The organism is Streptococcus sp. Marseille-Q5986, from assembly GCF_946902915.1.
Lineage (GTDB): Bacteria > Bacillota > Bacilli > Lactobacillales > Streptococcaceae > Streptococcus.
The window spans coordinates 290437-303934 of the sequence record NZ_CAMPPY010000003.1; the positions used below are offsets into that span (position 1 = coordinate 290437).

The window sequence follows — 13498 nt, forward strand, 5'->3', positions numbered from 1 at the left end:
ATGGAGGTAAGAACATTGGCAAACATTAAATCAGCTATCAAACGCGCTGAATTGAACGTTAAACAAAACGAAAAAAACTCAGCTCAAAAATCAGCTATGCGTACTGCTATCAAAGCTTTCGAAGCAAACCCTTCTGAAGAACTTTTCCGTGCTGCTAGCTCAGCTATCGACAAAGCAGAAACTAAAGGTTTGATTCATAAAAACAAAGCAAGCCGCGATAAAGCTCGTCTTTCAGCTAAACTTGCTAAATAAGAAACAGTCCATAGAGGCTGTTTTTTTGTCTCCAAATAGGAAAAAGTAGAAAATGAAAATCGCAATTATCGGATATTCTGGTGCTGGTAAGTCAACTCTAGCTGAAAAGTTGTCTCACTACTACTCCATCTCAAAACTTCACATGGACACACTCCAATTTCAGCCTGGTTGGCAAGACAGTGACCAAGAATGGATGTTGACCGAGATGAAAAACTTTCTCACCAATCATAAAACTTGGGTCATCGATGGAAATTATTCTTGGTGTTTCTATGAAGAAAGAATGCAGGAAGCTGACCAAATCATCTTTCTCAATTTTTCTCGCTGGAATTGTCTGCTACGAGCCTTTAAACGTTATCTTAAATACCGGGGAAAAGTAAGAGAAAGTATGGCTGCAGGTTGTCCCGAACGCTTTGACTTGGAATTTATCCGATGGATTCTCTGGGATGGGCGAACAAAGAATGCTAAAGAACGTTATCAATGGATTCAAAAAACCTATCTAGAGAAAGTAATTGTCCTCCGGTCGCAAAAGGAGATGGACCACTTCTTAGAAAATCTCGCAAACAACAAGAAAAACCAACGTGTATAACGTTGGTTTTTTGCTATTACCCAATCACACTTCCGTTTGGTACAGCTGGTTCAACTGTGAGAAGAGTTAATTTGCCATCATGTTCAGCAGAGAGGATCATTCCTTGGCTGACATATTTTTTCATCATTTTACGTGGTTTAAGGTTGGCAACGATTTGGACTTTCTTGCCGACCAATTCTTGCTCATTTGGATAGTATTTTGCAATTCCTGAAAGGATTTGACGGTCTTCGCCATCACCAGCATCGAGGCGGAATTGAAGTAATTTGTCAGAACCTTCCACTTTAGACACTTCTTTGACCTCTGCGACACGGATTTCAACCTTGTCAAAGTCTTCAAACTTGATTTCATCCTTGTTAAGTTTGAGTTCGGCTTCATCTGGATTCCATTCTTTTTCGACCGCAGGTTTATTGCCTTCCATTTGTTTCTTGATATAGGCGATTTCTTCTTCCATATCGAGACGTGGGAAGATTGGTGTTCCTTTGGCAACAACAGTCACACCAGCAGGGAAATCTGCCAAGCTCAAGTTTTCAAGGCTAGAAACTTCTGCTAGACCAAGTTGTACCAATACAGCGCGACTAGTTTCCATCATAAACGGCTCAATCATGCGAGCTACGATACGAAGGCTGGCTGCCAAGTGGCTCATGACACTTGCCAATTGCTCACGAAGAGCTTCATCCTTAGCCAAGACCCACGGGGCTGTCTCATCGATGTATTTGTTGGTACGAGAGATAAGTGTCCAGACTGCTTCTAGGGCACGTGGATAGTCAACTGCTTCCATGTGTGTATGGTAGTCAGAGATAGATTGCTCTGCTACTTGAGCAAGAGCATTATCAAACTCTGTTACCCCTTCTACATAGGCTGGAATTTGCCCATCAAAATACTTATTAATCATAGAAACCGTACGGTTGAGAAGATTTCCAAGGTCATTGGCCAATTCATAGTTGATACGGCCGACGTAGTCCTCAGGAGTGAAGGTTCCGTCTGAACCAACCGGAAGGCTGCGCATGAGGTAGTAACGAAGTGGATCTAGTCCATAACGTTCTACTAACATTTCAGGATAAACGACATTCCCTTTGGACTTAGACATCTTGCCATCTTTCATGACAAACCAACCATGGGCAATCAAACGCTCTGGGAGTTTCATATCCAGCATCATAAGAAGGATTGGCCAGTAGATTGAGTGGAAACGAAGAATATCTTTTCCAACCATGTGGAAGACGGTTCCATTCCAGAACTTGTCAAAGTTACCATGTTCGTCTTGAGCGTAGCCAAGAGCTGTCGCATAGTTAAGAAGGGCATCAATCCAAACGTAGACAACGTGTTTTGGATTTGATGGGACAGGCACTCCCCATGTAAAGGTTGTACGAGATACCGCCAAATCTTCCAAACCTGGCTCGATGAAGTTGCGTAGCATTTCATTAAGACGACCATCTGGCGTGATAAATTCAGGATGAGCTTTGAAAAATTCGACCAAACGGTCTTGGTATTTGCTAAGGCGAAGGAAGTATGATTCTTCAGAAACCCATTCAACCTCATGACCTGATGGAGCAATACCACCAGTCACATTTCCAGCTTCATCACGGAAAACTTCTACCAGCTGGCTTTCTGTAAAGAATTCTTCGTCTGATACTGAATACCAACCAGAGTATTCACCCAAGTAGATATCATCTTGAGCAAGTAAGCGTTCAAAGACCTGTGCGACAACTTTTTCATGGTAGTCATCAGTTGTACGGATAAATTTATCGTATGAGATATCTAGTAATTGCCAGAGTTCTTTAACTCCAACCGCCATTCCATCAACATAGGCTTGAGGTGTAATACCAGCTTCTTCCGCTTTCTGCTGGATTTTCTGACCATGTTCATCAAGACCTGTCAGATAAAATACATCGTAGCCCATCAGGCGTTTGTAACGTGCTAGGACATCACATGCGATAGTTGTGTAGGCAGAACCGATATGAAGTTTCCCAGATGGATAGTAAATCGGCGTTGTAATATAAAAATTCTTTTCAGACATAATTTTTCCTTTCCAGGCAAATGAAACCTGTTTTTCTAACACTTCATTATATCACATTTTTAATGAATTTCGATAGGGAAATCCATACAAAAACAAGATAGACGAGTGTCCATCTTGTTGATCTTATTCATAACGAAGGGCTTCGATTGGATCAAGCTTCGATGCCTTGTTGGCTGGCAAGACTCCAAAAATCATACCAACACTAGCCGAAACTGCAAGACTAAATAGGGCAACTGGGATTGATACTCCAACTTCTATACCTTCTATTAAACCTTGCAGTAACAAACCTGCTAAGGCAGTTAAACCACTTGCAATTGTCAAGCCAATCAAGCCACCTAGCAAGGTCAAGATCATAGACTCAATCAAAAACTGTACCAAGATATTAGCCCGTGTAGCTCCGAGAGCTTTCCGCAGACCAATCTCACGCGTACGTTCTGTCACCGAAACTAGCATAATATTCATAACACCAGTCCCTCCGACAAAGAGAGAGATTCCTGCGATGGCACTGATAATGGTGGTCATAAAACCAAATAGTTGTTGTACCTCTTGGAAGGCGGCAGTTGCATCTGCAACTTGGTACTCCCCTTGCTGAAGACCTGCAATCCCAGTCAGTTTTCGAGCCAACTCAGGACCCAAGGTCTGCGTTAAACTAGTGTCATTGACACGAAAGACGATGTTCGAGATTTCATCAGTATTAAAATTGGCTGCAAGAGAGATATTAGTCGTAATTGGAAGACCACCAATCCCAAATACTTTAGCAGTTTTAGCTTCATTGCTAGTATAAACGCCAATCACACGGTAACTAAATTCATTGACAGAGATGATTTGATTTACCGCAGCTTCTGGACTATCAAACAAACTCTTGGCTAGTTCTTCGTCCAGCAAAATCACACTGGCAAATTCCTTGTAGTCTTGCGGTCTTAGACTTCTACCCGCAACGATTTCATTTTCAACTGCGTTCATGTAGGTGCTATTTCCGCCTGTCAGAGTCGCTCGTTCAACCTTCTTATCCTTATAAGATAAGGTAACGTTGGCCGAGTTGGTGACATAGTAACTGTCTACTCCTTTGAGTTTGGCAGCCTCCTTGACCCAAGACTCCAGTGGTTTTGGTGGTTCAACATGAACATCCTCTTCTTTCCCACTGACTGTCAAAGCGGATTGTTTCTGCGTAAAGGAGCCGTCCTTGCTTTTGATAGGAGAGAAAAAGACATGGATATCCTTCTGTGATTTGGTCATGTTTTTATTGACCTGACGAGACATAGAGTCTCCCAGAGCCATGATGACAACAACAGACGAAACTCCGATGATAATCCCAATCATGGTGAGGAAGGAACGCATCTTATGGGCCATGATGGATGAAAAGGCAAATTTCAGATTCTGCATCTTAGTTTTCCTCCTTTTCTACCTGAGCACTGTCAGACGAGATGATACCATCACGAATGACAATCTGGCGTTTGGCATAGGCAGCAATCTCAGGCTCATGCGTGACCATGATAATGGTCTTCCCTTCCTTGTTTAACTCTACCAACAGCTGCATGATTTGATTTCCTGTCTTGGTATCCAAGGCTCCTGTGGGTTCGTCTGCTAGGATGATAGAGGGATTATTTACCAAGGCACGTGCAATCGCTACGCGTTGCTTTTGACCACCGGATAATTCCGAAGGTAAATGATGACTACGCTCCGTCAACTCAACCTTTTCCAGAAATTCCTCAGCCAATTTCCGACGTTTTGAAGCCGAAACACCAGCGTAAATCAAGGGCAATTCGACGTTTTGAAGTGCATTTAGCTTGGACAAGAGAAAGAACTGCTGAAAGACAAAGCCGATTTGCTGGTTGCGGACCTTGGCAAGTTGTTTCTCTCCAAGACCTGCAACTTCTTGCCCTTCAAGGTAGTACTCTCCACTGGTTGGTGTATCCAACATTCCGATGGTATTCATCAATGTAGACTTACCAGAACCAGATGGTCCCATAATGGCAACAAACTCACCTTCATGAACTTCTAGATTGATATTTTTAAGGACCTGCAGTTCTTGGTCACCATTTCGATAACTCCTACAGATATTTTTGAGACTAATTAGTTTCTTCATCAGCCTTCACCTCTTTTCCTTCTTCCAAGGAAGATGTTGGATTACTGATGACCTTGGCACCGTCTGTCAAACCTGAAGTAATTTCTTGGTTGTCTGCATCCGCATTCCCCAAAGTAACTTCTACCTTCTTCGCTTTTTTCTGGTCGTCAACGATCCAGACATAGTTTTTGTCATTTTCGGTAACAACGCTTGTCAAAGGAACAAGGATGGCCTTACTCTTATTTTTGACTTCCACACTGACCGAGAAGCCTTGTTTCAACTCACCGATATCGCTAGTCACATCAACAGTATAAGGGTACTTAGATCCAGTATTTCCTCCAAGGGCTGCATTTGCTGCTTCTCCATTGTTTTTAGGATAATCAGAAATATAGCTGATTTTTCCTGTCCAGCTCTTATCTTGGTAAACCTTCGAAGTAAAGGTAACTTCTTGCCCAACAGAAAGGTTAGCAAGGTTGTATTCAGACAACTCCCCTTTGACCTGCAAGTTTTCATTACTTACAACATGTACTACCACTTGGCTATTACCTGTTGGCGATTTGGAAACATTACGATTGACTTCAACTACAGTCCCTTCTAGTGTACTGAGGACAGTTGCAGCATCTAGCTGAGCTTGAGCCTTGTTGAGCTGGGCTACGGCATCTGCACGATTATCCTTAGCATCACTGATTTGAGAATCAATAGAAGATACGGAAGAAGTCCCTGCTTGCGCTTGTTCTGGGAGTCCTGCTTCTGTTGGAATCTGTGGAGAAGCTGGTGCATTCTCACGAGCTTTGTTTAACTCCTCGATATGACGGTCTGCTTTTGCAACTGCACGATCAGCTGCATCATAGGCAGCTTGAGCATCTGCACTGCTGTATTTGACCAACGCTTGCCCTTCTTCAACCTTGTCCCCGACTGAAACGAGAATTTCATCTAAATCTCCCTTACTAGCATCAAAATAAACGTATTGTTCATTTTTTGCTGTAACCGTACCTGACAAGAGAACCGATGAAGCAACAGAACCTTCCTTAGCAGTAACGATATGAGAGGTTTCCTCCTTGACTGCTGACTGAGAAGGTTGTCTAAAAATCAAAATCCCCGCAGCACCAATAACAATAGCACTGGCAACACCAATCGCTGTGTATAATTGCCATTTTTTTGCCTTTTTATTTCTTTTCATTTTTAAGCTCCTTTATTCCTTTGCCTTACAAAAACCATTATATCAGAAACACCAAGCTCAAACAATGACAGTTCAGGATCACCATTGCGTTCGGTATCTATTCTGGATTATTGTACTAGATATATAATACACTATCTTTTAAAATTCGGCAAATGTTTTTATCATTTTTTTACCGTAGCAGATTTTTGCATTCAAATAGTAAAAACGATAGAATATGACTATCAAAGCTATAAGGAGTTTTCTATGAGAGAATATGATATCATCGCCATCGGTGGAGGAAGCGGCGGTATCGCCACTATGAACCGAGCTAGCGAACATGGTGCAAAAGCTGCTATTATCGAAGAGAAAAAATTAGGTGGTACCTGCGTTAATGTCGGCTGTGTTCCTAAGAAAATCATGTGGTATGGAGCGCAAATCGCTGAAAGCTTCCACCACTACGGTCCTGACTACGGTTTTACAAGTTCAGATGTTCAATTTGATTTCGCAAAACTTCGTCAAAATCGTGAAGCCTACATCGATCGTGCCCGCTCGTCTTATGATGAAAGTTTCAAGCGCAACGGTGTTGATTTGATTGAAGGTCGTGCTCATTTCGTTGATTCCCACACAGTTAGCGTCAATGGTGAATTGATTCGTGCCAAACATATCGTGATTGCGACTGGTGCTCGCCCAAGCATCCCAACTATCCCTGGAGCTGAACTCGGTGGTAGCTCAGACGATGTCTTTGCTTGGGAGCAACTTCCTGAATCCGTTGCGATTCTTGGAGCTGGCTATATTGCGGTTGAGCTAGCTGGTGTTCTCCGTGCACTCGGTGTAAAAACTGATTTATTCGTCCGTCGCGATCGTCCCTTGCGCACTTTTGACAGCTACATCGTTGAAGGACTTGTCAATGAAATGGAAAAAACAGGGCTACCTTTGCACACGCATAAGGTACCAGTCAAGCTCGAAGAAACCGAGGAAGGCATTACCATTCATTTTGAAGACGGTTCTAGTCACACTGCCAGCCAAGTTATCTGGGCTACCGGTCGCCGTCCAAATGTAGACGGTCTTGAGTTAGAAAAGGCTGGTGTCACACTCAACCAACGTGGATTTATCCAAGTGGATGAGTATCAAAATACAGTTGTAGATGGCATCTACGCCCTTGGAGATGTTACTGGTGAGAAAGAACTGACCCCAGTAGCCATCAAAGCAGGACGTACCCTATCTGAACGCCTCTTCAACGGCAAAACAAATGCCAGGATGGACTACACGACTATCCCTACTGTTGTCTTCTCACACCCAGCAATCGGAACCGTTGGTTTAACCGAGGATCAAGCTATCAAAGAATACGGCCAAGATAACATCAAAGTCTACAAGTCAAGCTTTGCATCTATGTACTCTGCCGTTACAAACCATCGTCAAGAATCACGCTTCAAACTCATCACCGCGGGTGCTGACGAAAAAGTTGTTGGCCTACACGGACTTGGTTACGGAGTGGATGAGATGATTCAAGGATTCGCTGTTGCCATCAAGATGGGAGCAACCAAGGCGGACTTTGATGCTACAGTAGCTATCCACCCAACTGCCTCAGAAGAATTTGTGACCATGCGCTAATTATTGTAAGAGACCTCTTGAGGTCTCTTTTTACTTGCAAAATCGGCTGTTACAAAATTGTTATCTTGATTTCAAAAATAGGTTGACTTTTCTTTCTGAATTAGTATAATAGTTACTATAATTTTGAAAAGAGGTTAACAGTTTTGAAAAAAGCTCATATCTATGCCATTCCTGCTATCGGTGCTGCTCTCATCGCCGTATTGGCACAAATCAGTCTCCCTATCGGTCCTGTCCCCTTCACTTTGCAAAACTTTGCGATCGGTCTAATTGCCACTGTTTTTAGACCTAGGGAATCCGTTCTATCTGTAGCTCTCTACCTCCTACTGGGTGCTATTGGCCTACCTGTCTTTGCAGGGACTGGTGCAGGATTTCACGTTTTAGTCGGTCCAAGTGCAGGCTATCTTTGGTTCGACCTTGTCTATGCTGGACTTACATCTTATCTCATCCATCAAAATAGTGGCCATATTCGCATTTTCCTAGCCAACCTCTTGGGTGATTCCCTCGTCTTTGTCGGAGGTATTCTCAGCCTCCACTTCCTTGCTGGTATGTCATTCGATAAGGCATTCGCTGTCGGAGTTCTTCCCTTTATTCTTCCTGATTTTGGTAAGATTATTGCCATTAGTTTCATTAGCCGTCCCCTACTCGAACGATTGAAAAGCCTTCCTTATTTCTCAAGATAAAAAAAAGAGACTGGGACAATAGTCTCTTTTTATTGTTACCCTTTAAAAGCATCGACCATTACCTGAAATTCTTCATTGGAAAGCGTGATTCCTTTGCCCATTTTGGTATGATCAGGACTCCAAGAACGAATATCAAACTTTGCTGGTGCTCCATTAAAGCTAACGCGATTTAGTTCTTTTGTCCATCCTTTGTCATTTTCGGACAAGGTCAGTAAGTGTTCTTCGATTTCAAATGTAAATTCTGCCATTTTAACTCCTTTATGTGATATGCTTTCTATAGTCTATTCGTAAAAATCTTGTGGTTTTTAGAAAAATTTTATATAATATGGATATATAAGAAGGGAGGATTCTATGAAACAGACATTCAAACCAGTCTCTAGATAAACTACATCGTTTTCTCAATGGGAATGATGATCATCCTCAAATCGAGGATAACTCCCTCACTGCTATGATTGAACAAGCCATCCAAAAAAAGACGGCTGTTCATGTCATACTTGCCGAGACAAGTTTTACGGGTGATATTCTCAAACACGATGCCATTCGCCAGCAAATTATCATCAAGAATTTTTCAAAAAACGTGACTCGAATCATTCGTATCAGTGATATTAAACGGCTTCGTTTCGTTCCCTCAACCGTACAAAAAGCTCAGAAAAGTCTATTTAAGAAAGAGTGACATGTTCATTACATCCCACTCTTTTTCTTAACGGATTTGTTCAAAATGAAGATGAACTGCGATATGGTCACCATAGCCACTTCTCTCCAAATCGCGTTGCAAACGATAAGAGATATAGTGTTCTGCAATTGTGATATAGCCTGCGCCGAGTAAGCGGTGCTCAACCATTGATTGGATCATGCTGATAGTCGCACGTTCCACTTTTGCTTCTTCCAAGTCTAAAACGACTTTTTTAGTGACTTGAGCAAGGTTTTGGCGCAAATCATCTGTCAAAACATAAACGGTTTGGGCTGCTTTTAGGACAGCTTGGTAAATTTTATCTGGATCAAATTCAGCAATTTCTCCATTACGTTTGATTACTTGCATGAGGTTCTCCTTTATTCTTTGTTTTCTTTGATTTTAGTCAGCATTTTTGCTTCTTCTGTTATTAGTTGATAGTTTTCTAGCAGGTCAGGTCTACGCTCATAGGTTTTCTTTAGGCTCTCATACAGTCGCCACTGACGAATCTTTTCATGGTGTCCACTCATGAGAACATCTGGTACCACCATGCCTCGATAGTCATAAGGGCGTGTATACTGAGGATATTCGAGAAGTCCTGAAGAAAAACTATCATCCTGGTGGCTAGACTCCTTGCCAATCACTTCTGGTATCAAGCGCACGGTCGCATCAATCATGGTCATGGCCGCCAGTTCCCCTCCAGTCAAGACATAATCTCCTAGAGAGATCTCATCCGTAACCAGAATCTTAATCCGTTCATCATAACCTTCGTAGTGACCACAGATAAAGATGAGTTCTTCTTCTTGCGCTAAATCTTCCGCATAAGCCTGATCGAACTGTTTCCCAGCAGGATCAAGAAGAATGACACGAGGATTTTTCTTTTCAATGACATCAAAGGCATCGAAAATGGGTTGGGCTCGGAGCAACATCCCCTGACCGCCTCCGTATGGCTCATCGTCAACATGACGGGCCTTTTCAGCGTATTCTCTGAAATTATGATACTGGATATCCAAGAGCCCTTTTTCTCGAGCCTTTCCAACGATCGAGTGCTCCAGCGGAGAAAACATCTCAGGAAAGAGAGTTAAAATATCAATCTTCATCGTCTAACCCTTCTAAGATATCCACATCGACCCGTTTATTTGGAATATCAACATTGAGGATCACTGGGGGTATGTAAGGCAATAATAAATCACGATTGCCTTTTCGTTTGACCACCCAGACATCGTTGGCGCCTGGTTGCAGGATTTCCTTGATGGTTCCAATCAGGTTCTCTCCCTCATAGACTTCTAAACCGATAATCTCGTGATAGTAAAATTCACCATCATCTAGGATATTCAAATCTTCCTCAGCGACCTTGAGACTGTATCCCTTATACTTTTCGATAGCGTTGATATGGTACATATCTTTGAATTTAATAATGTCAAAGTTCTTCTGTTTACGGTGGCTAGCAATAGTTACTGTTTGAACAAACTGATCTTTTTCATCAAATAAAGCCAGCTCAGCCCCTTTTTTAAACCGTTCTTCTGCAAAATCCGTCACAGACAAGACGCGCATCTCACCCTGTAACCCCTGCGTATTGACGATTTTCCCAACATTAAAGTAATTCATCTTGTCTCCTGTAGTCTCCTTCTTTCCATCTTATTCTGACAATTCTCGAATAATAGTCGCAATTTTTTCTGATTCTGACCATTGTAAATAATGGTGATTCCCTCCTAAAATGAGTTTAGTATTAGAAGTCCAATATTCTGATTCTCTATACTCTTTTTCTCTATAAGGCTGACAAAAAACAAATACAGGAATATGAGCTTCTATAGATACATCCTCAAAATCTTCCTCAGTAATCTCCCCAGACATCTGAAATCCTGGATTTTGCTTTTCCAACTCTAAGCCTTTTTCTTGCATTATTTCCCAGATTTCTTTATTCGTTTCAGGACTAAATGTTGCTTGAGTTAAATTCTTCAAATAAAGTTCAGATCCATACTCGTCAATCAACCTCATCTGCTCTTCCATTTCTGGATAAGGAGTTTCTGAAAAATCAGCAAACATGACTTTTTTAGTTGTCGGTTCAATTGCTACTAAAGCCTGACACTTAATTGATTTGTTGAGCAATTTACAAGCTAAAATTCCACTCAAACTATGTACACAAAGTATATATTCAGAAATCCCTAATTCTTCAAGTACTTCATAAACTGCATCTACAAGATTATCCAGATTTTTGTCAGCTTGGTCATGAATCAGACTCCTACCTGTGTTCGGAAAATCAATTGTCAAATAACCAATTGTAGGAGGAAGTTTTTCAAGTATAAGTGAAAAATTTTCATAACTTGGTAGCAAACCTGCTCCGTTTAGACAAACTAGCACTTTCTTTTGCTTTTGATAAGTAACAGAGAGACTACCAATTTCTGTAGATACTTCAAACCTCTTCATAAAGAAACCCACTCATTCTATAACAATGAATTATTAAAAATCCTTGTCCTTTATTTTATCACGTTCCAGGGATTTTCTCAAGTTGGAGGAAGAGGACATCAACTCTCCTTCCCCTTCAAAAATCCTTCCACATCTCTTTCATGCTGGTACTTGATGGCAGCCTTCTTATCTTTATCAAAGATGGTTTTGGTTAGGTCAATATCGTTGATGGCCGCAATTGCGACCGTGTAGTGAATAATATCAGCCAGTTCTTTGTCCAGTTCCTCATTTGAGTCCTGGACACCCTCTTTTCGGCCAGAGCGCCCATTCAAGACCTCAGCTACTTCTCCGACTTCCTCCACTAGCTTGATAAAGAGGCCTTCCTCAGTTCAAGATTGCTGGTAATGTTCGAGTAAATAATCTTGTAATTGTCTAAACGTTAAATCCTTCATCTTCTGTTCTCCACAAAAAAGCGAGACTTCTGTCCCGCTTTTTTATTTTTCATCGATAACGATTCTTACTTTTTTGTCTTCAGTTGGGACAGAGTAGACAATCGTTCTTATCGCTGAGATAGTGCGACCCTTACGACCGATAACACGACCGACATCGCTTGGGTCAAGATCCAAGTGATACTCCAAAAACTCTGGTGTGTCTTCAATCTTGATAGTTAAGGCATCAGGTTGTGAAATCAAAGGTTTCACAATCACAATAATGAGATTTTCAATCGTATCCATCTGTCAACCTACTTTAAACTTATTTTAAGAATTTAGAATCGTGGAATTTTTTCAATACGCCTTCTTTTGAAAGGATGTTGCGAACTGTATCTGAAGGTTGAGCTCCATCAGCCAACCATGCAAGAACGCGGTCTTCCTTCAAAGTTACTTGGTTTTCAGCAACAAGTGGGTTGTAAGTCCCAACTGTTTCGATAAAACGTCCGTCACGTGGTGAACGTGAGTCTGCTACGTTGATACGATAGAAAGGTTTTTTCTTAGAACCCATACGAGTCAAACGGATTTTAACTGCCATTTTTTAATGTCTCTTTTCTTATTTTTTATTTCGGTGAAATAGCTGAGCTATTTAGCACATGTTCTATTATAGCAGATTTTTGACAGGTGTCAAGAAAAAAACTTGACAGAGTTTTAATTTTTCAGCTACTAGAAACTTTTAGTAAAATCTTTTACATTTGAAATCCACTTCTTTTTAAGGTACAATGATAGAAATGAATTTTTGAGAGGAAAACAATGAAAAAACTAGCAACCCTTCTTTTACTGTCCACTGTTGCCCTAGCTGGATGTAGCAGCATCCAACGTAGTCTGCGTGGCGATGACTATGTAGATTCTAGCTTAGCTGCTGAAGAAAGTTCTAAGGCTGCTGCCCAATCTGCCAAGGACTTAAACGATGCTTTAACAAATGAGAATGCCAATTTCCCTCAACTTTCTAAGGAAGTTGCTGAAGATGAAGCCGAAGTCATTCTCCACACAAGTCAGGGTGATATTCGTATTAAACTCTTCCCTAAACTCGCTCCTCTAGCAGTTGAAAACTTCCTCACTCATGCCAAAGAAGGCTACTATAACGGGATTACCTTCCACCGTGTCATCGATGGCTTTATGGTTCAAACTGGAGATCCAAAGGGGGACGGCACAGGTGGTCAGTCCATCTGGCATGACAAGGATAAGACAAAAGACAAGGGAACTGGTTTCAAGAACGAGATTACTCCTTATCTCTATAACATCCGTGGTGCTCTTTCTATGGCTAATACTGGTCAACCAAACACCAACGGCAGCCAGTTCTTCATCAACCAAAACTCTACAGATACCTCTGCTAAACTCCCTACAAGCAAGTATCCCAAGAAAATCATCGAAGCCTACAAAGAAGGGGGAAATCCTAGTCTAGATGGTAAACACCCAGTCTTTGGCCAAGTCATCGACGGCATGGATATTGTTGATAAGATTGCCAAGGCTGAAAAAGATGAAAAAGACAAACCAACTACTGCTATTACTATCGATAGTATCGAAGTAGTGAAAGACTACGATTTTAAATCTTAAAAACCCCCAA

At 41.5% G+C, this 13498-nt stretch carries 16 protein-coding genes and 2 pseudogenes; 6 read left to right on the top strand and 12 right to left on the bottom strand.

Annotation, left to right across the window (positions count from 1 at the left end):
• The first annotated feature begins 15 nt into the window (after positions 1 to 15).
• Positions 16 to 252, top strand: a complete 237-nt coding sequence (gene rpsT, locus OVN21_RS06670) for a 30S ribosomal protein S20 (protein ID WP_001274000.1) — start codon at positions 16 to 18, stop codon at positions 250 to 252.
• Between the two features lie 52 nt (positions 253 to 304).
• Positions 305 to 838 carry a DNA topology modulation protein gene (locus OVN21_RS06675; protein WP_267247786.1) on the top strand — a complete coding sequence of 178 codons (534 nt, stop codon included), beginning with the start codon at positions 305 to 307 and terminating at the stop codon, positions 836 to 838.
• Between the two features lie 16 nt (positions 839 to 854).
• Here the strand turns inward: OVN21_RS06675 and metG are convergent, their stop codons facing one another.
• The 4 genes from metG to OVN21_RS06695 all read right to left on the bottom strand — a co-directional run bounded on the left by metG (position 855) and on the right by OVN21_RS06695 (position 6097).
• On the bottom strand, positions 855 to 2852 hold the full coding sequence (gene metG, locus OVN21_RS06680) for a methionine--tRNA ligase (protein WP_267247787.1): 1998 nt from the start codon (positions 2850 to 2852) through the stop codon (positions 855 to 857).
• Between the two features lie 123 nt (positions 2853 to 2975).
• Complete coding sequence (locus OVN21_RS06685; protein WP_267247788.1) at positions 2976 to 4235, bottom strand: ABC transporter permease; 1260 nt, start codon at positions 4233 to 4235, stop codon at positions 2976 to 2978.
• Position 4236: 1 nt separating this feature from the next.
• Positions 4237 to 4938 carry an ABC transporter ATP-binding protein gene (locus tag OVN21_RS06690; RefSeq protein WP_049477654.1) on the bottom strand — a complete coding sequence of 234 codons (702 nt, stop codon included), beginning with the start codon at positions 4936 to 4938 and terminating at the stop codon, positions 4237 to 4239.
• Positions 4922 to 6097, bottom strand: a complete 1176-nt coding sequence (locus OVN21_RS06695; RefSeq protein WP_267247789.1) for an efflux RND transporter periplasmic adaptor subunit — start codon at positions 6095 to 6097, stop codon at positions 4922 to 4924. Before OVN21_RS06695 ends, OVN21_RS06690 begins: the two co-directional genes overlap by 17 nt.
• A 243-nt stretch (positions 6098 to 6340) precedes the next feature.
• Here OVN21_RS06695 and gor point away from each other — a divergent pair, with 243 nt between their 5' ends.
• Positions 6341 to 7687 carry a glutathione-disulfide reductase gene (gor, locus tag OVN21_RS06700; RefSeq protein WP_267247791.1) on the top strand — a complete coding sequence of 449 codons (1347 nt, stop codon included), beginning with the start codon at positions 6341 to 6343 and terminating at the stop codon, positions 7685 to 7687.
• Between the two features lie 143 nt (positions 7688 to 7830).
• Positions 7831 to 8367: a biotin transporter BioY gene (locus OVN21_RS06705; protein WP_267247792.1), complete on the top strand. Its 537-nt coding sequence runs from the start codon at positions 7831 to 7833 to the stop codon at positions 8365 to 8367.
• A 35-nt stretch (positions 8368 to 8402) separates the two neighbouring features.
• Here OVN21_RS06705 and OVN21_RS06710 read toward each other — a convergent pair whose 3' ends face one another.
• A complete protein-coding gene (locus OVN21_RS06710) occupies positions 8403 to 8615 on the bottom strand; it encodes a YdbC family protein (RefSeq protein WP_200371244.1) in 213 nt (70 codons plus the stop codon).
• 110 nt (positions 8616 to 8725) lie between these two features.
• Here OVN21_RS06710 and OVN21_RS06715 point away from each other — a divergent pair.
• Positions 8726 to 9040: pseudogene (locus OVN21_RS06715) on the top strand (hypothetical protein); the annotation flags it as partial.
• 27 nt (positions 9041 to 9067) lie between these two features.
• On the opposite strand, the gene OVN21_RS06720 reads toward OVN21_RS06715, so the two are convergent.
• The 7 genes and pseudogenes from OVN21_RS06720 to rpsP form a co-directional block, all read right to left on the bottom strand.
• Positions 9068 to 9406, bottom strand: a complete 339-nt coding sequence (locus tag OVN21_RS06720; RefSeq protein ID WP_001196045.1) for an ATP cone domain-containing protein — start codon at positions 9404 to 9406, stop codon at positions 9068 to 9070.
• 11 nt (positions 9407 to 9417) lie between these two features.
• The gene (gene trmD / locus OVN21_RS06725; protein WP_267247793.1) at positions 9418 to 10137 is read right to left on the bottom strand and encodes a tRNA (guanosine(37)-N1)-methyltransferase TrmD; all 720 of its coding nucleotides are present in this window, start codon (positions 10135 to 10137) and stop codon (positions 9418 to 9420) included.
• Positions 10127 to 10645 carry a ribosome maturation factor RimM gene (gene rimM / locus OVN21_RS06730; RefSeq protein ID WP_267247794.1) on the bottom strand — a complete coding sequence of 173 codons (519 nt, stop codon included), beginning with the start codon at positions 10643 to 10645 and terminating at the stop codon, positions 10127 to 10129. Before rimM ends, trmD begins: the two co-directional genes overlap by 11 nt.
• A gap of 30 nt (positions 10646 to 10675) precedes the next feature.
• A complete protein-coding gene (locus tag OVN21_RS06735) occupies positions 10676 to 11464 on the bottom strand; it encodes an alpha/beta fold hydrolase (protein ID WP_267247821.1) in 789 nt (262 codons plus the stop codon).
• Positions 11465 to 11562: 98 nt separating this feature from the next.
• Positions 11563 to 11895, bottom strand: a pseudogene (locus OVN21_RS06740) (MazG nucleotide pyrophosphohydrolase domain-containing protein).
• Between the two features lie 42 nt (positions 11896 to 11937).
• Positions 11938 to 12177, bottom strand: coding sequence for an RNA-binding protein KphA (gene kphA, locus OVN21_RS06745; protein ID WP_267247795.1), 240 nt, complete (start codon positions 12175 to 12177; stop codon positions 11938 to 11940).
• A gap of 19 nt (positions 12178 to 12196) precedes the next feature.
• A complete protein-coding gene (rpsP, locus tag OVN21_RS06750) occupies positions 12197 to 12469 on the bottom strand; it encodes a 30S ribosomal protein S16 (RefSeq protein WP_267247796.1) in 273 nt (90 codons plus the stop codon).
• 215 nt (positions 12470 to 12684) lie between these two features.
• Here rpsP and OVN21_RS06755 point away from each other — a divergent pair, with 215 nt between their 5' ends.
• Positions 12685 to 13488, top strand: a complete 804-nt coding sequence (locus tag OVN21_RS06755; RefSeq protein WP_267247797.1) for a peptidylprolyl isomerase — start codon at positions 12685 to 12687, stop codon at positions 13486 to 13488.
• Positions 13489 to 13498 lie beyond the last annotated feature (10 nt).